At 66.5% G+C, this 21,141-nt stretch carries 20 protein-coding genes; 9 read left to right on the plus strand and 11 right to left on the minus strand.

Going from position 1 to position 21,141, the window contains the following annotated elements; translation table 11 throughout:
• Window positions 1–3: 3 nt before the first annotated feature.
• From pstC to ACH49N_RS05675, 4 genes are all read right to left on the minus strand, one after another.
• A complete protein-coding gene (gene pstC / locus ACH49N_RS05660; RefSeq protein ID WP_159919661.1) occupies window positions 4–1,083 on the minus strand; it encodes a phosphate ABC transporter permease subunit PstC in 1,080 nt (359 codons plus the stop codon).
• A gap of 64 nt (window positions 1,084–1,147) precedes the next feature.
• Window positions 1,148–2,266 carry a phosphate ABC transporter substrate-binding protein PstS gene (gene pstS / locus ACH49N_RS05665; protein WP_159919659.1) on the minus strand — a complete coding sequence of 373 codons (1,119 nt, stop codon included), beginning with the start codon at window positions 2,264–2,266 and terminating at the stop codon, window positions 1,148–1,150.
• Window positions 2,267–2,484: 218 nt separating this feature from the next.
• Window positions 2,485–3,396: a mycothiol synthase gene (mshD, locus tag ACH49N_RS05670; protein ID WP_358270991.1), complete on the minus strand. Its 912-nt coding sequence runs from the start codon at window positions 3,394–3,396 to the stop codon at window positions 2,485–2,487.
• Window positions 3,396–4,151: a response regulator transcription factor gene (locus ACH49N_RS05675; protein WP_109327247.1), complete on the minus strand. Its 756-nt coding sequence runs from the start codon at window positions 4,149–4,151 to the stop codon at window positions 3,396–3,398. The genes mshD and ACH49N_RS05675 overlap by 1 nt, the downstream gene beginning before the upstream one ends.
• Window positions 4,152–4,355: 204 nt before the next feature.
• On the opposite strand from ACH49N_RS05675, the gene ACH49N_RS05680 reads away from it, so the two are divergent.
• From ACH49N_RS05680 to ACH49N_RS05700, 5 genes are all read left to right on the plus strand, one after another.
• Window positions 4,356–5,135: an LmeA family phospholipid-binding protein gene (locus tag ACH49N_RS05680; protein WP_358270993.1), complete on the plus strand. Its 780-nt coding sequence runs from the start codon at window positions 4,356–4,358 to the stop codon at window positions 5,133–5,135.
• On the plus strand, window positions 5,132–5,611 hold the full coding sequence (locus tag ACH49N_RS05685) for a thioredoxin family protein (protein WP_358270995.1): 480 nt from the start codon (window positions 5,132–5,134) through the stop codon (window positions 5,609–5,611). The genes ACH49N_RS05680 and ACH49N_RS05685 overlap by 4 nt, the downstream gene beginning before the upstream one ends.
• A 235-nt stretch (window positions 5,612–5,846) precedes the next feature.
• Window positions 5,847–6,299, plus strand: coding sequence for a DUF4395 domain-containing protein (locus ACH49N_RS05690; RefSeq protein WP_250770667.1), 453 nt, complete (start codon window positions 5,847–5,849; stop codon window positions 6,297–6,299).
• Window positions 6,300–6,359: 60 nt separating this feature from the next.
• On the plus strand, window positions 6,360–7,196 hold the full coding sequence (locus ACH49N_RS05695; RefSeq protein ID WP_109327243.1) for a sulfurtransferase: 837 nt from the start codon (window positions 6,360–6,362) through the stop codon (window positions 7,194–7,196).
• Window positions 7,197–7,198: 2 nt separating this feature from the next.
• Window positions 7,199–7,504 (plus strand): DUF1416 domain-containing protein, encoded by a 306-nt coding sequence (locus ACH49N_RS05700; protein WP_159919651.1) that lies wholly within the window; start codon window positions 7,199–7,201, stop codon window positions 7,502–7,504.
• A gap of 63 nt (window positions 7,505–7,567) precedes the next feature.
• Here the strand turns inward: ACH49N_RS05700 and ACH49N_RS05705 are convergent, their stop codons facing one another.
• Entirely contained in the window at window positions 7,568–8,857 is a 1,290-nt protein-coding gene (locus ACH49N_RS05705) for a cutinase family protein (protein WP_397504482.1), read from the minus strand.
• Between the two features lie 364 nt (window positions 8,858–9,221).
• Between ACH49N_RS05705 and ACH49N_RS05710 the strand changes: the two genes are divergently transcribed.
• Window positions 9,222–9,824, plus strand: a complete 603-nt coding sequence (locus ACH49N_RS05710) for an FABP family protein (protein WP_374433773.1) — start codon at window positions 9,222–9,224, stop codon at window positions 9,822–9,824.
• Between the two features lie 19 nt (window positions 9,825–9,843).
• Here the strand turns inward: ACH49N_RS05710 and ACH49N_RS05715 are convergent, their stop codons facing one another.
• From ACH49N_RS05715 to ACH49N_RS05740, 6 genes are all read right to left on the minus strand, one after another.
• Window positions 9,844–10,896 carry a type IV toxin-antitoxin system AbiEi family antitoxin domain-containing protein gene (locus ACH49N_RS05715; RefSeq protein WP_358270998.1) on the minus strand — a complete coding sequence of 351 codons (1,053 nt, stop codon included), beginning with the start codon at window positions 10,894–10,896 and terminating at the stop codon, window positions 9,844–9,846.
• A 368-nt stretch (window positions 10,897–11,264) separates the two neighbouring features.
• Complete coding sequence (gene cydC / locus ACH49N_RS05720) at window positions 11,265–12,944, minus strand: thiol reductant ABC exporter subunit CydC (protein ID WP_358270999.1); 1,680 nt, start codon at window positions 12,942–12,944, stop codon at window positions 11,265–11,267.
• Window positions 12,934–14,637 carry a thiol reductant ABC exporter subunit CydD gene (gene cydD / locus ACH49N_RS05725; protein WP_358271001.1) on the minus strand — a complete coding sequence of 568 codons (1,704 nt, stop codon included), beginning with the start codon at window positions 14,635–14,637 and terminating at the stop codon, window positions 12,934–12,936. The genes cydC and cydD overlap by 11 nt, the downstream gene beginning before the upstream one ends.
• Window positions 14,634–15,671, minus strand: coding sequence for a cytochrome d ubiquinol oxidase subunit II (gene cydB / locus ACH49N_RS05730; RefSeq protein WP_358271003.1), 1,038 nt, complete (start codon window positions 15,669–15,671; stop codon window positions 14,634–14,636). The genes cydD and cydB overlap by 4 nt, the downstream gene beginning before the upstream one ends.
• An 11-nt stretch (window positions 15,672–15,682) precedes the next feature.
• The gene (locus ACH49N_RS05735; RefSeq protein ID WP_358271005.1) at window positions 15,683–17,179 is read right to left on the minus strand and encodes a cytochrome ubiquinol oxidase subunit I; all 1,497 of its coding nucleotides are present in this window, start codon (window positions 17,177–17,179) and stop codon (window positions 15,683–15,685) included.
• A 165-nt stretch (window positions 17,180–17,344) separates the two neighbouring features.
• Window positions 17,345–18,217, minus strand: a complete 873-nt coding sequence (locus tag ACH49N_RS05740; protein ID WP_358271007.1) for an aminodeoxychorismate lyase — start codon at window positions 18,215–18,217, stop codon at window positions 17,345–17,347.
• A gap of 61 nt (window positions 18,218–18,278) precedes the next feature.
• Between ACH49N_RS05740 and ACH49N_RS05745 the strand changes: the two genes are divergently transcribed.
• The 3 genes from ACH49N_RS05745 to ACH49N_RS05755 are packed head-to-tail and all read left to right on the plus strand — an operon-like array spanning window position 18,279 to window position 21,030.
• Window positions 18,279–19,400, plus strand: a complete 1,122-nt coding sequence (locus ACH49N_RS05745) for a folate-binding protein YgfZ (RefSeq protein ID WP_358271009.1) — start codon at window positions 18,279–18,281, stop codon at window positions 19,398–19,400.
• Window positions 19,397–20,080, plus strand: coding sequence for an MOSC domain-containing protein (locus ACH49N_RS05750; RefSeq protein WP_358271011.1), 684 nt, complete (start codon window positions 19,397–19,399; stop codon window positions 20,078–20,080). Before ACH49N_RS05745 ends, ACH49N_RS05750 begins: the two co-directional genes overlap by 4 nt.
• A complete protein-coding gene (locus tag ACH49N_RS05755; RefSeq protein WP_358271012.1) occupies window positions 20,077–21,030 on the plus strand; it encodes an asparaginase in 954 nt (317 codons plus the stop codon). The genes ACH49N_RS05750 and ACH49N_RS05755 overlap by 4 nt, the downstream gene beginning before the upstream one ends.
• The last annotated feature ends 111 nt before the right edge of the window (window positions 21,031–21,141 follow it).

The following is a 21,141-nucleotide window of genomic DNA, read 5'->3' on the forward strand; positions in this document are numbered from 1 at the left end:
GGATCAGTCCTTCTTTCCTGCGATCACGGCGCGGGCAGCGGCGTTCACGACGAAGGTGAGCACGAAGAGCACGAGACCGGCGGCGATGTAGGCGCCGGCCTGGATGTCGTTGTTGAACTCCGCGTAGCCGAGAGCGATCTTGGAGGCGATGGTGGCGCCGCCGTCGAACAAGGACCAGGAGAACGACTGCGAGGTGGTCCGCAAGATCAGGTACAGCGCCATGGTCTCACCGAGAGCGCGGCCGAGGCCGAGCATGGAACCACTGATGTAACCGGACTTGCCGAACGGGATGACCGTGGTCCGGACGACCTCCCACCGGGTGGCGCCGAGCGCGAGCGCCGCCTCGATGTGCGCGGTGGGCGTCTGAACGAAGACTTCCCGGGTGACCGCGGTGATTACCGGCAAGATCATCACACCGAGAACGATGCCCGCGGTGAAGATGGTGCCGCCGCCGAGGATGGAACCGCTGCCGGTCGCGAACAGCGGAAACCAGCCGAGATTTTCGTTCAGCCAGATGGCGAACGGCTTGATTGCCGGGGCGAAGACGAGGAGACCCCACAACCCGTACACGATCGACGGCACCGCGGCGAGCAGGTCGATGACGTATGCCAGCGGGCGCTTGAGCCAACTCGGTGAGTAGGCCGTGAGGAAGATCGCGATTCCTAGAGCCACAGGCATTGCGAGCACCAGCGCGAACACCGACACCAGCAGGGTCACCTGGAAGAGGTCGAGCACACCGAACGCCATCGCATTGATGTCGACGGTGACCCACTCACGGCTGGTGAGGAAGTTCACCTCGTTCCGGCTCAGAGCAGGAACCGCGCGCCACACGAGGAAGATGCCGATCGCCCCGATGAGAACGGAGACAAAAATCGCCGAACTGGTCGCGAGCGAGCGGAAGACCCGGTCTCCGGGCCTGGTGACCGCCTTGCCGGGGGTCCCTCCCGCCGAAGTCGGGGTCGGGGTCTCGGCCTGGGTAGAACTCAACTCGGCCTCCGGGGTGCCGTTCGGACCGCCCACCCCGGCCCCGCCTGAAGCGGAGCCGGAGGTGCGAGGTGCTGATTCGGTGGGCGCTTCACTCATCTGCGCTCGCATTCTTTCTCGTCAGGATATAGAGACATGAGCGGTCCGAACGAACTGCGTGCTATCAGCCGATGGCGGCGATCGACGCGTTCAGCTTCTCCTTGAACGTGTCGGGCAGCGGCACGTAGCCCTGCTCGGCCAGGTCGGCCTGACCCTCGTTCGCGGCACTGGTCAGGAACGACTTGATCGCAGCGGAGGTGTCGGCGTCGTATCCCTTGGAGCACACGATCTCGTAGGTGGCGAGCACCAACGGGTACGCGCCGGACTCCTGGGTACCGAAGATCGAAGCGAGGTCGAGGGTCAGGTCGCCCGTGCCCTCACCCTTGAACTGCGCACCCTCGATCGCCTTCGCCGCGGACTCGTCGGACAGCGTGACGGGGCCGGAGCCGTTGTCGATCTGCGCGGCCGACAGCTTGTTCTGGTCGGCGAAGGACTTCTCGACGTAGGTGATCGAACCAGGGGCGGAGGCCACTGCCTGCGCGACACCGGCCGAACCCTTGGCACCCTCACCGATACCACCGGTGAAGTCGGAGCCGGCACCGGTGGTCCAGGCGCCGTTCGAGGCGGCGGTGAGGTACTGCTGGAAGTTGTCGGTGGTGCCCGACGAATCCGAGCGGATGATCGCGGTGATGTCCTGATCCGGCAGGGTGGCGCCCTCGTTGAGCGCGGCGATGGCCGGGTCGTTCCACTTCTTGATGGTGCCGTTGAAGATCTTGGCCGTCACCTCGCCGTTCAGCACGAGGTCCTCGACGCCGTCCAGGTTGTACGCGACGGCGACGGGCCCGAAGACGAGCGGAAGGTTCCAGGCCTCGCCGCCGACACAGCGGGCCTTCGCCTGCTCGGCCTGCTCGGCCTTGATTGCCGAGTCGGAACCGGCGAAGTCGATCTGGCCGGCGATGAACTGCGTACGGCCGTCACCGGATCCGCTGGGGTTGTACGCGAGGTTGACGGTCTTGCCCTTTTCCTGGCAGACGGAGATGTAGGTGGACACGAACTGGTCCATCGCGTTCTTCTGCGCCGAGGAACCAGCGGCAGAGAGGTTGGCCTTGCCCTCGCACGTGGCGTTGGACGCCGACACGTCGACTCCGCTCGTTGCGGCGTTGTTGTCACTGCCACACGCGGCCAAGGTCATGGCACCCAGGGCCACTGCACCGAGCAGGGCACCATTGCGCTTGAAATTCACCTAGTCCTCCGGAAATATCGTCTCGCCCACGATCGGGCGGCGACATGAGGCGCGGATCGCTGGTTGAATCCTGCACCAGGCAACACGGCGCTGCCCATGGAGAAACCTAGGGGTAGTGAATGTCCAGTAGGACCATGATCGGTGAACGGAAAGTGAACAGACCACGCATTCGTCCAGATTTCCCGGACGTACGGCCGACCGGAACGTAGTGGAGACCGTCAGCGGCGCGCGTAGGCCACGTCGACGTGGAACGGCGCGAAGCCCAGACGCTCATAGGTATGGAGCGCGGCAGCGTTGTCGCCTTCCACATAGAGCAGTACTGCACCGATTCCCCGGTCGCGCAGATAATGCAGTCCGGCGAGCGTAAGGAATCGGCCGAGTCCACGCCCCTGCGCCGACGGGTCGATCGCCACGACGTAGACCTCACCGATCGCCGGATTCTCACCCTGCGCGGGATGCACCTTCGTCCAGTGGAATCCGAGCAAGGTGCGCTCGTCCGACGCCTCGAAGGCCATGAACAGCCCCGCGGGATCGAACCAGTCCTCGGCGCGACGCTCCGCGATCTCGCGGGCGGTCCACGAACCCTGCTCGGGATGCCAGGCGAATGCGGCGGCGTTGACCCGCAACACCTCGGAGTCGTCCTCGACTCCACGGTAGGCGCGCAGCGTAACCCCCTGCGGCGCAACGAGTTCTGGCAGATCGGCACCCTCGAGCGGGCGCCTCAACTGCAACAATTCACGTGCACCGGTCAGTTCGAGACGCCGCGCTACCGCCTGCGCGGCCGGCAGATTGCCGTGCGCCCAGACTCGCGAGTCAGGGCCACCCTCGTCCAGCGCCTCGGCGACCAGGCGGCCACCGATTCCGCGGCCACGGGCCTGCGGGTCGACCGCGAGTTCCGCCATTGCAGGGTGCTCGCCGTGACCCGGCTGCAACTGCGCGTACCCGACCACGCGATGTTCGTCGGTCCACACGAGATGTCGCGCCTCGCCGACGCCGGCCAGCGCGTGGATACCCTGCTCCGACACCGCGGCGGTCCCATCCGTCTCCGCTGCCCGCTCCAACAGCGCGGACACTTCGACGGCCTGAGCCGCGTCGAGTCGATCCTGCCAGGACTGCACCGAAGCACTCATCAGATCGCCGGCCCCTCGGCCGACTCGAAGTCGATGTCGTCGGCATCCATGTCGTCGACGGGCACAACCGGTGTACCCGACTTGGTCCTGGCGGGTCGAACAGCCTTGTATCCCACGTTGCGGACTGTACCGATCAAGGATTCGTACTCGCTGCCCAGCTTCGCCCGGAGGCGCCGCACGTGGACGTCGACGGTGCGGGTGCCGCCGAAGAAGTCGTAACCCCACACTTCCTGCAGCAACTGCGCGCGGGTGAAGACGCGTCCCGCGTGCTGCGCCAGGTACTTGAGGAGCTCGAATTCCTTGTAGGTGAGGTCGAGGGGACGGCCGCGAAGCCGGGCCGTGTAGGTGCCCTCGTCGATGACGAGTTCGCCCAGCGTGATCTTGCCCGAGGCCTCCGGGCTGGCAACTCCACCGCTGCGCCCGACGAGAAGACGCAAACGTGCGTCGACCTCGGCAGGTCCGGTGCCGGGCAGAAGGATATCGTCCAATCCCCAGTCGGAATTGACGGCCACCAGGCCACCCTCGGTCAGCACGGCCACCACCGGTACGGCAGAACCGGTACTTCCCAGCAGCCTGCACAGGCCACGGGCGGCCGCAAGATCAGTCCGCGCGTCCACCAGGGCGATATCAGCGGAGCTCGCTTCCAGAAGCGAAGACACCTCCGTCGGAGCAGGCCGCACCGAATGCGCCAACAGGGAGAGGGCCGGTAGGACCGCCTCCGGGTTGGGGTCGGAGGTAAGAAGCAGTAGCTCCACACAGCCTCCCATCTCGTCACCGTCGTACCCGACCGGCCGACTGGTGAGACAGCCGGTGCAGGTAGATCGACCCTGAAGGTATCGACACTTTTGTCGGTGACAGAGTAGCGCGCCACCAGAGCTGTTCGTTGCACCGAACCCTCGAGGCCCGGCGCCGATGGTTGCACCGGCGCCCACGGTCACCGTGTCGGTCACAATGGGGCCGTGCGGAAACTCATCATGGGAATCGTCTTCCTCGTCGCCCTCGGTCTCGTCGTCGACTTCGGGGCGGCGGCCTACGCGGAGTACCGGGTGTCGAGGGAGCTGCGGGCGGGTGCCTCGCTCACGGCGGATCCGGAGGTCACCGTTCACGGGTTCCCGTTCCTCACCCAGGCCTGGGAGGGCGAGTACGACAACATCGAAATCCGGGCACAGGGGGTACAGAGTGATGTGGTGGGCGAGGTGACGATCGAGTCCACTCTCCAGGGCGTCTCGGCCCCGCTGTCCGATCTGGTGGACGGCTCGGTCCAGACGCTTCCCGTCGATCACCTGACAGGCCGGATGCTGATCGACGCCACCGACCTTGGCAGATTCCTCGGCATACCTGACCTGCAGGTGTCGGCACCACCGGCGAGCAAATCGGACGGCACCGGCGGATCGGGTGGCTCGGGCATGCCCACGGCGGGGGGCGTCGTCCTCACGGGCACGGTTCCGGTCGGGCCGATCGAGACGACGGTCAGCGTGCAGGCCGACCTCGTTCTCGAGGGGGGCCAGGTGAAGATCGTGGCCAGCGACTTCTACTTCGGACCGGAAGGTCACGCCGACTTCAGCATCCCCGATCCCCTGGCTCCCGCCATCCTCGGACTCTTCACCCGGACGATCGACCCCAGAGAACTGCCCTTCGGGGTCCAGCCCACAGAGGTATACGCCGAGGGTTCGCAGATAGTCATCGAAGGTGTGGGCAACGACGTGACGATCGACCTCGACGAACTGCAGAACAGATGACCGGAATCACATTGTTGATCGTCACACTGCTCGTCGCCGTCGCGTTCGGGCTTTGGTGGCAACGGAGGCAAGGCAGGGTTCGCACCACGAGCGGGTCGCCTGATTCTCTCGTGACCGACGAACGGCGACGGCTCCTCGCGGCCGCCGGTGTGGGCTCCGAAGCGGCAGCGTCTCACCATTCGGCGACCGTGCTGCATTTCTCCGCAGACTGGTGCGGCCCGTGCGCCGCCGTGCGCAGGGTGGTGGGACAGGTCGTCCAGGACCTCGCCGACGAGCCGCACCCACCGGCGGAAGTGGAACTCGACATCGACGAATACCCCGCTCTCGCCAAGGAACTGGGCGTTCTGTCCCTGCCGACGACGTTCATTCTGGACAGCGACCTGCGCGAACGCTTTCGGGTGTCCGGTGTGCCTGCCGCAGCCGACCTGCGCGCCGCCTTGGAGCCCCTCTCCCGGCCCCCCGCTTCAAATTCCTGAAGAACCGGGTAAACTCACCGACGTGCAATCCAGCCACGAGCTCATGCTCACCCGACGCCGCACGGTTGACCTGTGCCGCCTCGGGGCTTGTTGCTGTACCTGCTGCTGATCACCAGGGCTGTCACTTTCTGCTGACACCGCGGACTCCGCTCACGTGATCGAAACCGATGACGACGATGTTCGTCGCCCGTCGGAGCCAGGCAAGCATTCAGCACTCACCGCAGGAGCACTTCTCATGTCCACAACCCTCGAAGTCGAGCAGGTCGACGTTCGTGGCCCCCGGTTCGCCGCCTGGGTCACCACCGCCGTCCTGGTCGCCGTGTTCGTTCTCTCTGCGTTCTCGCTGCTCGCCGCGGGCGTCCTGCTCGCCCTGCAGGCCGTCGTCTTCGCAGTCGGTGCCGCCACCGGGCCGCGCCGCAGCCCTTACGGCCGCATCTTCGGCGCACTCGTTGCTCCCCGGCTCGCCCCGGTGACCGAGAAGGAACCCGTCGCACCGCTTCGATTCGCCCAGCTCGTCGGTTTCGTCTTCGCAGCAGTCGGAACCATCGGCTTCCTGGCCGGTTCCGGCATCGTCGGCGGCGTGGCCACCGGTTTCGCCCTGTTCGCCGCGTTCCTCAACGCGGCGTTCGGCTTCTGTCTGGGCTGCCAGATCTATCCGCTGGTCGCACGAGTGCGCGCCAGCGCCTGACCGCCACACACCACTGCACCATCCACCCGAACCGAGTAAGTACACATCGAAAGGAACACCATGGCTCGCTCCGATGTCCTAGTCTCCGCCGACTGGGCTGAGCAGAACCTCAATGCCCCCAAGACCGTTTTCGTCGAGGTGGATGAGGACACCAGCGCATACGACGGCGGCCACATCGAGGGTGCCATCCGCCTCGACTGGCGGAAGGACCTGCAGGACGGCGTCCGTCGTGACTTCCTGAACCAGCAGCAGTTCTCCGACCTCCTGTCCGCCAAGGGCGTCGCCAACGACGACACCGTCGTCCTGTACGGCGGCAACAACAACTGGTTCGCCGCCTACGCGTACTGGTACTTCAAGCTGTACGGCCACCAGGACGTCAAGCTGATCGACGGCGGACGCAAGAAGTGGGAACTCGACGGACGCCCCCTGTCCAAGGAGACCGTCACCCGCCCGGCCACCCAGTACAAGGCCGAGGCCCCCGACCTGTCGATCCGCGCGTTCCGTGACGAGGTCATCGACTCGATCGGCAACAAGAACCTGATCGACGTCCGTTCCCCCGACGAGTTCTCCGGCAAGATCCTCGCCCCGGCGCACCTCCCGCAGGAGCAGGCGCAGCAGCGTGGACACGTCCCCGGCGCCCTGAACATCCCGTGGAGCACCACCGCCAACGAGGACGGCACCTTCAAGTCGGACGACGACCTCGAGAAGCTGTACTCGGAGAAGGGCTACGACGAGTCCAAGCCCACCATCGCGTACTGCCGCATCGGTGAGCGCTCCAGCCACACCTGGTTCGTGCTCAAGGAAATCCTCGGCAAGTCCGATGTCAAGAACTACGACGGCAGCTGGGTCGAATACGGCTCACTCGTCGGCGCCCCGATCGAGTTGGAGGTTCACTGATCATGTGTGGAGCACCCGTACAGACCCAGACCCTGCCCGCAGGCGTGGACGTGGAGAAGGAAACGGTCATCACCGGCCGTGTCCTCGCCACTGACGGACAGCCGATCGGTGGAGCGTTCGTGCGCCTCCTCGACGGCAGCGGCGAGTTCACCGCCGAGGTCGTTGCCTCGGGCACCGGCGACTTCCGCTTCTTCGCCGCTCCCGGCGACTGGACCGTGCGTGCACTGTCCAGCTCCGGCAACGGCACCGCCACGGTGAGCCCGAGCGGCGCAGGCGTTCACAACGTCGACGTCACCGTCGGCGAATAGTTTCACCGCACCACGAAGGCCCCGCTCCGTATACGGAGCGGGGCCTTTCTCGGCTGCGAGGGTCTAGCTGCCCGGGGTTGCAGCGTCCGGCTGCGCCGCTGTATCGCTGCCTTTTTCGGCGTGGGCCAGGTCGGTGATCCAATCGACCAGTTTCTCGCTCTCCCAGTACCAGGGGTCGTTCGGATTGTTGTTCCAGTAGAGCAAGTGCTGGATGAACGCCAGGAATATGTACGGCTTGACCACCAGGTCGACGATGTCCTTGTTGTCCTCGAGGAATCCGGCGCCCTCGTCGGCCAGCTTGGCCTGCACCACGTCTGCGCCGGGCCCCGTCGCCCAGTTCAGCGCCTCGACAACCTGCTCGTCGGTCAGCTGAATGTCGCGGTCGGGCCCGTCGGGGTCATAGCTGAGGTCGGCCACCTTCCGTAGCACATCGAGAAATGATTCCCCCGAAGCGAACCAGTCCTCATGGGTGATGATGTGCACGATGGAGCGCGCAGCCATGCCCGACACCGCGGTCGCGAAGTCGGAGAACGTCTGGCCCGGGTTCAGCACCGTGAAGTGCATCTGACCGAGCACTCCCAACGCGAGCTCGAGAACCGCGATGTCCTGAGGCGCGTCGCACGCGATGTCGTACGGCCTGCAGGCGTAGGTGATCTTGCCGTCCAGCGCGCCGTAGTCGGCGGGCTCGGACGCCATGAATCCCCCACCCGCCGGGCCGGTATCACCGAGCGACGGAGTTCCCGCGGGCCGGTACGGGTCGCCGATCAAGGCCACGCCGGCGATGTCGTCCGCGGTCACCAGCGCGGTGGAGTCGCGGTGACCGAGTTCGCGGGCCACCCTTTCCACCACCTCGGCGCCGACGCTGTACCCGACCAGAACGTACTCGGTGGCGTCACCACACTTCTTCTTGTTCTCGTCGAGGATCCGATTGGTCGAGGCAACACCCGCCGCCATCGAATCCTGGTACGTGGGAACGGGTTCGAGGAGCCCGACACCGTAGGTGGAGGGATAGGGGACGTACATCCATCCCACCTTTCCCGGCGCGTCGGCGTTGCGCGCCCCCGTCGGAACCGTCACGTTGCCCACCCAATTCGACCAGAGCTGTCGCTCCTCGTCCGTGAGCGGGTTGCGGTCCTCCGTCGAATCGGTGGCGCCCGACACGGCAACGATCAGGACGTCCGGACACTCGGTGGCGTAGTTGTTCGGATCCACCCGGTCCGTGTCGGCACTCCCCGAGCCGACACTTCCGGTAACCGGCGCCGCCACCGCGACCACCGGCATCGCCGACGCGAGAAGAGTTGCTGTGGCGATGATCACACCTTTCATCAGTAGATCAGGGCATGGGCGCAGCATGAAACCTCCATGAATATCGCGGAACGACCTGGCCGGATAGAGAAAGGAGAATCCCGGCCCCGAAGGCCGGCGACGCGAGAACGGTACTAGCCGTCCGCGAACGCCGCTCCCGTTTCGACCGTTCGAATGCGTCGGTTTAAGATGGCAGCGTGGTTATCTTCTTCGAGGTACTTCTTGTCCTTGCCGCCGTGTTGATCACGTGGTTCTCGCTGTACACGATCTACCGCCTGGTCACCGACGAGTCGTGAGTTCTTCCCCGGACGCAGGCGCAGATCCGTCTCCCGACCGGCCAGCTTCCGACGAGCAGGCCGGCGATTCCGCGACCGTTCGTCGCGGAAGTGGAGACGCAGCAGTCGCGGCCGCCATCGAGCGCTCCAAGTCGACGGCGTCACGCAACATTCCCCTGCTTCCGGACCTTCCGCTGCCCGAGGACACCGCGAACCTGCGGCTCGGGCCGGACCTCAACAACGAACTCCTCGCAGTACTGCCCCTCGTGGGTGTGTGGCGCGGTGAAGGCGAAGGCCACGACCCCGAAACCGGTGACTACCGATTCGGGCAGCAGATCATCGTCTCTCACAACGGCGGCAACTACCTGAGCTGGGAGTCCCAGTCCTGGGTGCTCGACAGCGAAGGTGAATACGTCCGTCCCGATCTCCGCGAATCCGGTTTCTGGCGCATCAGCGGCGACGGCATACCCGGCAGCACCAACGAAGAAGTCGTCGAGCTGCTTCTCACCCACAGCTCCGGCATCGTCGAATTGTTCTACGGTCGCGCCCTCACGCAGTCGTCGTGGGAACTCGCCACCGATGTCGTCATCCGCAGCACTTCCGGTGCCCTCGTCGGCGGCGCCAAGCGTCTGTACGGCATCGTCGAAGGCGGCGACCTGGCGTACGTCGAGGAACGCATCATCGCCGACGGAGAACTTCTTCCCCGCCTTTCGGCGCGCCTTACCCGCTATATCGGCTGACCCCACCCGTGAGTACTTGTTAACACTCCGCGGTTGATAAGTGCGCACAGTGCGGGCACGGGTTGGGGGCACTCCAGCCACCGCGTCCGAGCACCGTTCGAACCTCCGCGGCGACGACGCACGGGCGCCGAGTCACTTCTTCCCAGCCGTACACCAGCGTCGGTTTTCCTGCGATTTCCGCTGCGTTGCCGCGGCGCCGGTCGCGCAAAGCAACCACGCGTGACGAGTGGTACCGCAATCCATCGAGTCTCACGATCAGCGGAGTACCGGTGTCCGAGTAGTCCACGTCTTCGTACAGGGTGCGGTCGTCGACGAGAATGGGTGACTGTCGACGCGCTGCCGGTAGCCCGTGCGCCTTCTCCACGTCTGCGGCGTAGCGGTGCTCGAGGAGCGATTGAACACCGCCATCCGACACCGACACGAGTGCTGCGGTCAAAGCCCGACGATATCTGCGCGGTGGCCGCTCCTCGATCCGTCGGAGCAGATCGTGCACCGGAACACCGCCAGTCGTCGCTGCTGCCACCATTACCCGGGCACCAGTTGCTGCAGATGGTTCGGAAACGGCGAGGTCGAGGATGGTGTCCGCTCGCGACGTCCGCGGTGGCACTGTCGGCACGGTGATGTGGGTGTGTGCTCGGGAGCGATGCACGACGACACCGGGATGGAGTAGATCGCCCTCTCTCGGGACGAGCCGTTCGGACCGGCTACCGGCCTGCCGATACGTGGGCGCCTGCGACTCCGCCGACAGTCCGTAGGGCACGGTCACATGGACGGGCGCAGAGGCGTCGACGGATTCGAGCGCCCACTCCTCGGCCGCCGTGCGATGGCTGAGGACAGCCCTCGGACCACCGAACAGCAGGGCCGCCCACAGAGTCATGGAGCGGTCGAGTGGTCCGTTGGTCACCGCGTACACGCCGTGGAGCACGGCCGGCCACTGCCCCGACTCGACGCGATGCTGGATCTGGCGGGTCGAAAGACCCAAGTCGTGCAATTGCTTGGCTGTGATGATCCCGTGCTGGTAGTCGAGAACGCGCTGAAATTCGGGTGTGCAGTCGGATGTCGCGGTCGTCATGGTCCGAACGGTGCGCAGCGTCACCGACAGACCCACGGGCGAAAGCCGACGATCGCAATTGGCCTGTGGATGGATGTGAGGTTGTGGATAACCGCCTGTGAGTACTTATTAACAATCCATTGTTAATAAGTACTCACAGGCGCGGAGCGCAGAACGGCCCCCGAGCCTTCCGGTGCGGGTGCACCGGTCCCGATCTGGACCAGACCGGGGGCTCGGGGGCCGGGTAGCTGCCTGGGATTCGCTCGCCGCTCGCGCGGTCAGTGAATTCCGTCAGCGGTAGCGGCTAGCTGGCAGCCACCTCACGTGTCCGTTTGTCATTCAACTTCAGACCACCTCCTTCCTCGTGTACTCAAGAAAGTACGCCGCCCTCACAGCGTCGGCAACGTATTTTCGCTCTCGGCATTCTCGACGTGAATCACCACGTCAGCGCTGGTATCCTCCGGCAGCTGATGAGTGATCACGACGACGGTGCGCTCCCCCGACACCAGCTTTGCGTCCCGCGCGAGGAGATCCCGCAGCAGCTGCGCTCCGCTGTCCGCGTCGAGATGTTCGGTGGGTTCGTCGAGCAACAGCACGTCGGCGGGTGAGAGGAGTGCGCGGGCGAGCAGCAGCCTGCGACGCTGCCCGCCCGACACCGCCCGGGCGCCGCCGGCGAGCGTGGTGGCCAGGCCCTGCGGCAACTGCGAAACCCAGTCACCGAGCCCCACGGATTCCAGGACGTCGAGCGCCTCATCCTCCTGGAGATCGCCGCGTGCGACGCGCAGATTCTCGAGGACGGATGTGTCGAAGAGGTGCGCGTCCTCGGCGAAGAATCCGATCCGACGCCGCAGGGAGTCGGGCCGGATGTCGGCCGGCGCGGCACCGTTGACGTCGATTGCCCCCGACACCGGAGGAAGCAGTCCGGCCAGTGTCATCAGCGCCGTGGTCTTACCGGAGCCGCTGCCGCCCACGATCGCGACCCGGGCGCTAGGCGGGAGGTCCAGGTCGATCGGCGCTGTTGTCCTGCCGCCGGGCCATCCGCATCGTAGACCGGTCGTGCGCAGGTGCACGGGGCCGTCCAGTTCCCGATTCCCGGGATGTGGGTCCGGAGTGGCGGCATCGAACAGCGCGAGGATCCGACGTGACGCGATCCTGGCCCGGGTCAGCGCGACAGCGGCCGCGGGAAGAGCGCTGGTCGCCTCGAACGCCGACAGCGGCACGAGGACGAGGATGCCGAGGGCCATCGGGCTCATGGTCCCCGACGAGTACAGGTTCATGCCGATCAGCAGTGCCCCGATCACGCTGGCCCCGACCGCGAGCGGGGTCGCGGCGTCGGCGAAGGCGCCGGGCACAGCGGCCCGGTCGGTCGCTGCGACGGCGGCCCGCTCGGCAGCGATCGCACCGTCGACGGTGCGGTCGAGTCGACCGGCCACTGTCAGTTCAGCGGCGTGATCGAGCGCCGTGACGGCCTCTTCACTGAAGCGTGCCCGCGCTGCTGCGCTGTCCTTTTCGGACATCAGCGCGGCGCGGGCGGACAGCACCGGCGCCGCGATCCCGGACACGGCGAGCGAGACCGCCAGGATCAGCGCCGCGACGGGCGAGATGACAGCGAGGATGCCCACGGCGGCCACCGAGAGGACGACCGCGACTGCGATCGGCACCAGCGCACGCACGACGACATCGCCGAGAGTGTCCACGTCGGCCCCGGTGCGAGTGAGGAGGTCGCCGCGGCGCAATCCTGCCGCAGCTGCGGGATTGCCGGCGGCCAGCCGCTGGTACAGCCGACTCCGGGCGGACGTCGTTCCCCTCAGGGCGGTGTCGTGGGTGGCCAGCCGCTCGAGGTAACGGAACACGCCGCGGGAGATTCCCAGGGCACGGACCGCCACCACGGCGACACTCAGATCGAGGACGGGCGGCATCTGCCAGGCTCTGGTGATCAGCCACGCCGAGAGCGCGGCGAGTGCCAACGCGCTTCCCAGGGTGGCCACGCCGGCGGCGACGGCCCGCAGCACTCTTTTCGGCTCGAGTTCGAGGAGCGGGAGAGCTCGCAGGAGCGGGTCATTCGACATCGGCGCGCACCTCGATCACGGAATCGGCGGCGGCGAGCACACTGGCCCGGTGCGCGATGACGACGACGGTCTTTCCCGCCGCCGCGAGTCTGCGCAGCGAGTGGAGCACGGTGTCTTCCGACCTGTCGTCGAGATGCGCTGTCGGTTCGTCGAGGATCAGGATGGGACGGCGGGTGGCGAGCACACGGGTCAGCGCGAGCCGCTGTCGCTGGCCCAGCGACAAGCCGGTTCCGCCTGCCCCGACACGGGTGGCCCACCCGTCCGGAAGCTCGGCAAGAACCGCATCGAAACCGGTTGCCGCGCAGGCAGCCTCGATATCCACCACGTCGCCGATCAGCCGAAGGTTCTCCTCGAGGGTGCCGGGTACCAGGACGGGACGCTGCGGCAACCAGGCCACCTGCGCCCACCACGCGGTCCGGTCGAGTTGCCGGACAGGCGTTCCGGCCACCCGCACCTCACCTGCATCCGGGTCCGTGAGGGCCAGAAGTAGCTGCACGGCCGTCGACTTGCCGGAGCCGTTCGGTCCGGTCAGCGCGGTGACGCGAGCGGGCTCGAGCACTCCCGACAGGGCATGTGGCGCCATCCCGCGGCGCGACTGCACACTGACGCCGTCTAACTCGATGCTCGCTCCTCGTGCGTCGATACGGCCGATGCCGCCGCCGTCGCCGGGCAGATCGGTATCGATCACCGCGAATGCCCTTTCTGCGGCAGCCATTCCGTCTTCCGCGGCATGAAAGCGTGTTCCGACCATCCTCAGTGGGAGATACACCTCGGGCGCGAGGATGAGCGCCACAATTCCTGCCTCCAGGCTCATCTCGCCGTATACCAGACGCAGACCGATACTGACGGCGACCAACGCGACGCACAGTGTCGCAAGCAGTTCGAGCACCATGGACGAGAGGAACGCCACCCGCAGGGCGGACATCGCGGTGCGGCGATGTGCGTCACCGAGTTCGCGCACACGTGCGGCGGGTCCGTGCTCACGCCCCAGCGCGCGGAGCGTCGGCAGACCGGCGAGTAGGTCGAGCAGCTGCGACGACAGTGTCGTCATCGCGGTCAGCGTCTTCGCAGCCTTGCCTCGGGTCAGCAGCCCGATGAGGATCATGAAGATCGGGATCAACGGCAAGGTGACGAAGATGATCGCCGCGGACGTCAGATCCTGAAAGGCGATGACCGCCAGGGTCGCCGGGGTGAGCGTGGCGGCCAGAACCAAAGCGGGGAGATACCCCGTGAGATAGGGCAGCAGACCGTCGATCCCGCGCGTCAGTACCGTTGCGATCTCGTCCCGACGCACGTCGAGGTCGCGGGGCCGAATCCGGGCGGCGACTCCGAGTACTTCACCCTTCAGTTCGGCCACCACCCGACTGGCCGCGCGATGGGCGAACCTCGATTGCAGCCAGGTGCCGAGGACCCGAACTCCCATCGCCAACAGGAGAACCGACAGTTCGGTGGTCCATCGGCGAACGTCGGTGACGTCGTCGACGATGATTCCCGCGAGTATCCGCCCGAGGGCCAGGGCCGAGATGACGACCATCGCGACGTTGACGACGGACAGGCCGACGGTCAGGACGAGATAGCCGCGAGCCGCGGCGGAGTAGCGCCACAGCCGGGGGTCGATCGGCGGCCGTGAACCGGCCTTCCCGGTGGGACGCTCACCGGGAAGACGAAGTTCGCTTCCTGTCTCGACGCTCATCTGCGCCCGAGTGGGAGACCGATCGACGGCGGGATCTGCTTGGTCGAAATACGTTGCCGGAACACCCAGTACGTCCAGCCCTGGTAGAGGAGGACCACGGGAGTGAGGAAGGCAGCCGCCCAGGTCATCACTGTCAGCGTGTACGGACTCGAGGACGCGTTGTCGACAGTCAGGCTGTACGCAGCGTCGAGGGTGGACGGCATGACGTCGGGGAACAGCGAACCGAACAGCAGCACCACGCTCGCGATGATGGCGATCGACGTCAGTGCGAATGCCCAGCCCTCACGTCCGGCCCGGGTGAGGGCGACCACCCCGGCGAGAGCAGCGGCTGCCGCGGCCACCAGGATCCAGGTCCACCCCTTGCCGTGCGCCAACTGTGTCCACAAGACGAACGCCCCGGCCACCGGAACTGTGGGCAGTGCCAGCTTCGCTGCGAGTTCGACGGCGTCGACCCTGACCTCGTCGGCGGTTTTCAGCGCCAGGAAGACGGCACCGTGCAATGCGAACAGGAGCGCCGTGGTCAGACCACCGAGCAGCGCGTAGGGATTGAGCAGATCGAGAAGACTGGAGGTGACCACCTTCTCGGCATTGATGTCCACTCCCCGCACGATGTTCGCGAAGGCCACACCCCACAGCACCGCGGGGACCCACGACCCGAAGACGATGCCCCAGTCGCAACGGCGGCGCCAGGTGTCGTCGTCGATCTTGCCGCGGTACTCGATGGCACAGATCCGCACGATGAGGGCCACCAGAATGAGCAGGAGCGGCAGGTAGAAACCGGAGAACAACGTGGCGTACCACTCGGGGAACGCTGCGAACAAGGCACCGCCCGCCGTGATGAGCCACACCTCGTTGCCGTCCCACACAGGACCGATGGTGTTGAGGACGACTCGCCGGCGAGTGTCGCCGTCGGCATCCTTGCGCCTGCCGAGCACCGGCATCAGCATCCCGACACCGAAGTCGAACCCCTCCAGCACGAAGTAGCCGGTGAAGAGCACCGCGATCAGGATGAACCACACTTCTACCAGTCCCATGACCGTCTCTCCTAGTAGGCGAACGAGAGTTGCTTCGGCGTGCCCGGTTCTTCGGGTTCCTCGTCGTCGTCACCCGGCGGATGGGCATCGTGCTCGAGTGGCCCCTCGACGGCGTAGCGACGAATCAGCATGAACCACACCACACCCAGTGCGCCGTACAGGAGCGTGAAGGTGATCAGCGAGAACCACACCGTCCACACCGAGTGATGCGACACGCCTTGGTCGACCGTCAGCCGGATCATGTCCACCCCGGTGGGATTGGGCGCGACCACCCAGGGTTGGCGGCCCATCTCGGTGAAGATCCAGCCGGCACTGTTGGCGAGGAAGGGTGTCGGAATCGCGGCGATGCTGAGCCACGAGAACCACTTCTGGTCGGGGACACGGTTGCCGCGGGTGAGCCACAACCCGGCCACGGCAAGCAGAGCGGACCCGGCGGCCAGACCGATCATCGCGCGGAACGACCAGTAGGTGACGAACAGGTTGGGGCGATAGTTGCCCGGACCGAACTGCTCCTCGTACTGGGCCTGCAAATCCTCGACGCCCTGCAACGTCACCCCGGTGAACTCACCCTCGGCGAGATACGACAGGACGAAGGGCACCTCGAGCACGTGCGTCACACCGTCGCAGTTGTTGTGGGTGCCGACCGTGAGAATGGAGAAGTCGGGGTCGGTCGCGTTGTGACACAACGATTCTGCCGACGCCATCTTCATGGGCTGCTGCTCGAACATCAGCTTGCCCTGCACGTCGCCGGTGTAGACGAGTCCGACACCGGCGGCAATCACCACGAGAAGCGACAGGCGCGCGGCCGGACGGAACATGGTCCGTGCGTCACCTTCGAGCTTCGCCGCCTCGGGTGCTGTGGCCGTTCGCGCCCGTCGCATGTTGCGCACCATCCACCATCCGGAGATACCTGCGACGAACGTTCCGGCGGTCAGGAACGCCCCTGCCACCGCATGCGGGAAGGCTGCCATCGCCGTGTTGTTGGTGAGCAGCGCCCAGATGCTGGTGAGTTCGGCGCGGCCGGTGTCGGGGTTGTAGGTGGCGCCAACCGGATGCTGCATGAACGAGTTGGCCGCGATGATGAAATACGCGGAAGCATTCACCCCGACCGCGACCAGCCAGATCGTCGCTAGGTGGACGAGCTTCGGCAGCCGGCCCCAGCCGAAGATCCACAGCCCGAGGAAGGTCGACTCGAGGAAGAATGCGACGAGCCCCTCGAGCGCCAGCGGGGCGCCGAACACGTCTCCCACGAAGCGCGAGTACTCGCTCCAGTTCATGCCGAACTGGAATTCCTGCACAATGCCGGTCGCGACCCCGAGTGCGAAGTTGATCAGAAAGAGCTTGCCGAAGAATTTGGTGAGCCGATACCAGTGGGCCTTACCGGTGACCACCCACATCGTCTGCATTGCAGCGATCAGAGGCGCGAGCCCGATCGTCAGCGGGACGAGAATGAAGTGATAAACGGTGGTGATGCCGAACTGCCACCGGGAGACATCCAGGGTATCCATGGCTACTCCGAAACTGGGCCCTAGGACAGGCTTCGGGGTCGAGGCGTGGGCATCCGCTCGATCCCTGTGCGCGTGATCCTGTCGAGGCTGTCTTTTTTTCGCGAGACTCTTGTCTCGCACGACTTCCCCGACGGGACCTAGCTACTACCGAATGTAGTAGGCCTGTCAAGCCTCGGCAGACTCCGAGCCCGCGGTCTCGACCGCAAGGTCCACCAGCTTCACGATCTCGTCAGCGAGAGGGGGCTCCGGAAGCACCAGTCCGTCGATCTTGCGCACCCGCGCTGCCATGGTGACGCTGGAGATCAGCCAAACACCTTCTGCAGTAATGAGATCCGCGGGACGCAGCGCGGCATACTCACAGCGGAAGCCTTTCTTGGACGCCACGTCGTACAACGCCTGCTGCGTGGTCCCCGGCAGGATGCCGTGCTCCGGCGGCGGCGTGAGGAGCGTTTTCTCCCGGGCGATGACGACGGTGGAACGTGGCCCTTCCAACACATTGCCTTCACTACTGACGAAGATCACATCGTCGGCGCCCAACGTCGCCGCGTAGCGCAGAGCCGCCATGTTGGTCGCATAAGACAAGGTCTTGGCCCCGAGCAGCTGCCACGGCGCACTCGCCGACAGGTCCACGGAGTACCCACGTGCCAGTGTGAGAACCGACACGCCGTCGCGACGAGCGTCGAGAATGCGATCGGACACCGCACCGATCGAGACGAACGCCGTCGGGTCACCCCCGGATTCCCTCCCCCGGCTGAGCACCAGACGCATCGCACCCTCGCGTTCTGAGCCCCACTGTTCCACGGCAAGTTCGATGGCGAGGCGCCACTCGTCGAGATCCAGCATCGGCAGGGCGAGCGCCCGGGCGGACGTCACGAGCCGGGACAGATGCGGTTCCACCTTGAGCGCCCGGCCGCCGCGCACGAGCAGCGTCTCGAAGACACCGTCGCCGCGCACCACCGCCAGATCGTCCGCGTACAGGAGCGGGGCGTTCGCATCGCGTACCTCGTGGTCCAGCGTCACCAGCACTGCATCAGACATGGAGCCAGCCTATCCACCCTGCCTGCCGCCCCACCCCCTCCGTGGTCCCTAGACTGGGTTCGTGGTCGACAAACTGCCCGTTTCACCCAGTCCACTTCTCACGGCCCCGGGCGCTGTCCGCGCGCCCGACGACTCGCCGGACGCCGGGGTCGCATGGCACCACGGCGACCCCCTCGGGGAACAGCGCAGCGCCGAGCGTTCCGTCGTGGTCACCGATCGGTCCCACCGTTTCGTCCTCGCTGTCGCGGGTGCCGAACGACTGACCTGGCTACACACCATCTCCAGCCAGCACATCGCCGCCCTCGCCGACGGTGAGGGCGCGGAGAACCTCAGCCTCGACGTCAACGGCCGCGTCGAACACCACTTCGTGCAGACCGACCTCGCCGGCGTCACCTGGATCGACACCGAGACCGATCGCGGACCCGACCTCCTGTCGTTCCTCACCAAGATGGTGTTCTGGGCCAAGGCCGAACCCCGCGACGGGAACGAGCTGGCGGTCCTCTCCGTGATCGGACCGGACGCTCCCGCCGCACTCGAGGGAGCCGGAGCCGCCGCACCCACCGAGCCGTACGCCGCCGTCGCACTGGCGGGCGGCGGATTCGTTCGCCGCATGCCATGGCCTACCGACTCCTCGTTCGACCTGCTGGTGCCGCGCGAGCAGCTGACCGACTGGTGGGCCCGGCTCACCGCGGCGGGAGCCGCACCAGCCGGAACGTGGGCCTTCGAGGCGCTCCGGGTCGCGGCCCTGCGGCCCCGACTCGGACTCGACACCGACGAACGCACCATCCCGCACGAGGTCCGGTGGATCGGCGGTCCTGCCGAGCACGGGGCCGTCCACCTGGAGAAGGGCTGCTACCGCGGGCAGGAGACGGTGGCCCGTGTTCACAATCTCGGCAAGCCGCCCCGGCACCTCGTGCTGCTGCACCTCGACGGGAGCGCCGAAGGTCGCCCCGAAACCGGTGACCCTGTCACCGCAGGCGGCCGCACAGTGGGCCGTGTGGGCACGGTGATCGACCACCACGAGTTCGGTCCCATCGCCCTCGCCCTGATCAAACGCTCCATTCCCGTCGACACCGAGTTGGTCACGGGACCGTGCGCCGCCTCCATCGATCCCGACTCCGTTCCCACCGAGGAGACCGTGCAGGCCGGCCGGGCCGCCGTCGAGCGGCTGCGCGGACGGTGAGCGCAGGCGCCGGGGCGGCCGGCGAGGTGCTGGCCGTCTGCGTCCTGCACACCGACCGGGACAGTGGTGTCCGACGCGTGGAGCGCACGGCTATCGACAAGCGTCCCGTGGACGGTCCGATACGGGTGACGGCCACCGGGCTGGCAGGCGACTACGTCTGCGACACCAAATACCACGGCGGCCCGTTCAAAGCCGTGTACGCGTATCAGGAAGACGAGGCGCGGCGGTGGGAGGCGGAGCTCGGCCGCGAGTTACCACCGGGCTGGTTCGGCGAGAATCTGCGGGTACGCGACGTCCCGACGAGCGACGCGGTGATCGGGGAACGTTGGCGGATCGGCACCACCGAGCTGGAAGTCGACAGCCCCCGGACGCCCTGCCGCACCTTTGCGCTGTGGGCAGGCGAGGAGCACTGGGTCAAGCGCTTCACTCGGCGCGGGGACACGGGGGCCTACCTGCGGGTGGTGACGGAAGGGTCGATCAGTGCCGGCGACACCGTGCACCGCCACCACATACCCGCGCACGGTGTCACCGTGCGTGATCTCTTCACCGGCCGCGACGCCGAGCGCTGCGCCGCTCTGCTCGCGCAGCAGGAGGATCTCTCGCCGGCCGCCGCCCAAATGGCCCGGCGCGTCGTCGAGCGAGCGGGCATGGCCGAGCCGGAGGACAAGGTGACGACGTGAGCATCGAACTCGTCGAGGTGGTTCGATCAGGGTTCCGCGAGTGCGTCCATCGAGGATCCGCGGTGATCCTGGGTCCGGACGGCGATATTGCCGTCGCGGTCGGTGAGGTGCACACGCCGATCTACCCGCGCTCGTCCAACAAACCCTGGCAAGCGGTGACGCTCCTCAGGAACGGCTTCGCGCCGACGAGTGCGGAGGAACTCGCGATCGCGACCGCCTCGCACGAAGGGGAATCGGACCACGTCGAGCTGGTCGAGGAACTACTTCTCCGCCACGGACTCGACGAGGATCAGCTCCGCTGTCCCGCGGACCTCCCGTCCAACGAACTCGCCCGCGCCGAACTGCTGGCGGCCGGCGAACTCCCCCGGCCGGTCTACATGAACTGCTCGGGCAAGCATGCCGCGATGCTCGCCACCTGTCTGGCCAACGACTGGCCGCTGGACAGCTACCTCGAGCCGACGCACCCGTTGCAACTCGCGGTCGTCGAGACCCTCGGGTCGATCAGCGGTGAGGTCGACGCGGAGTTGGGTATCGACGGTTGCGGCCTCCCGATCGTCCCGCTGTCGTTGACGCATCTGGCGCGGGCCTTCGCGCGGCTCGTCACGGCCGAGCCCGATTCACCGGAGCGCGCCGTCGCCGACGCCATTCGGGAGCACCCCTATCTGATCTCGGGCACCGGAAAGGACGACGCCCGGCTGATGCCGGTGGTGCCCGGCCTGGTGTCGAAGGCCGGCGCCGAAGGCGTCTACGCCGGAGCACTGCCGGACGGTTCGGCGTTCGCGCTCAAGATCGAGGACGGCCACGAACGGGCCCGCCTGCCGCTGGCGTCAGCCCTGCTGCACCGGATGGGCGCGGAGTGGACGGAGGACCTCGCCGCCCTCGCCTCGCAGCCCGTGCTCGGTGGCGGCGTCCGGGTGGGAACGGTCCGGGCGATTCCCGGAGCGTTCTGAGCCGAATAATTTCGGCATTCTGGCTGCTCGCGCACTGGGTGAGACACAACAGACACCACGACAGGCGGTGGATGGAAGCGCGAGCGACTTTTCCACGCTAGAGTGTGGGCA

The sequence above is a fragment of the Rhodococcus sp. NPDC019647 genome (assembly GCF_044389235.1).
Lineage (GTDB): Bacteria > Actinomycetota > Actinomycetes > Mycobacteriales > Mycobacteriaceae > Rhodococcus_F > Rhodococcus_F oxybenzonivorans.

Coding starts and splice junctions, on each gene's coding strand:
- ACH49N_RS05685 (WP_358270995.1), top strand. CDS start 5,132: ATGACCGGAATCACATTGTTGATCGTCACACTGCTCGTCGCCGTCGCG.
- ACH49N_RS05690 (WP_250770667.1), top strand. CDS start 5,847: ATGTCCACAACCCTCGAAGTCGAGCAGGTCGACGTTCGTGGCCCCCGG.
- mshD (WP_358270991.1), bottom strand. CDS start 3,396: ATGAGTGCTTCGGTGCAGTCCTGGCAGGATCGACTCGACGCGGCTCAG.
- ACH49N_RS05695 (WP_109327243.1), top strand. CDS start 6,360: ATGGCTCGCTCCGATGTCCTAGTCTCCGCCGACTGGGCTGAGCAGAAC.
- ACH49N_RS05700 (WP_159919651.1), top strand. CDS start 7,199: ATGTGTGGAGCACCCGTACAGACCCAGACCCTGCCCGCAGGCGTGGAC.
- ACH49N_RS05715 (WP_358270998.1), bottom strand. CDS start 10,896: ATGACGACCGCGACATCCGACTGCACACCCGAATTTCAGCGCGTTCTC.
- ACH49N_RS05735 (WP_358271005.1), bottom strand. CDS start 17,179: ATGGATACCCTGGATGTCTCCCGGTGGCAGTTCGGCATCACCACCGTT.
- ACH49N_RS05740 (WP_358271007.1), bottom strand. CDS start 18,217: ATGTCTGATGCAGTGCTGGTGACGCTGGACCACGAGGTACGCGATGCG.
- cydC (WP_358270999.1), bottom strand. CDS start 12,944: ATGTCGAATGACCCGCTCCTGCGAGCTCTCCCGCTCCTCGAACTCGAG.
- pstC (WP_159919661.1), bottom strand. CDS start 1,083: ATGAGTGAAGCGCCCACCGAATCAGCACCTCGCACCTCCGGCTCCGCT.
- ACH49N_RS05705 (WP_397504482.1), bottom strand. CDS start 8,857: ATGCTGCGCCCATGCCCTGATCTACTGATGAAAGGTGTGATCATCGCC.
- cydB (WP_358271003.1), bottom strand. CDS start 15,671: ATGGGACTGGTAGAAGTGTGGTTCATCCTGATCGCGGTGCTCTTCACC.
- cydD (WP_358271001.1), bottom strand. CDS start 14,637: ATGAGCGTCGAGACAGGAAGCGAACTTCGTCTTCCCGGTGAGCGTCCC.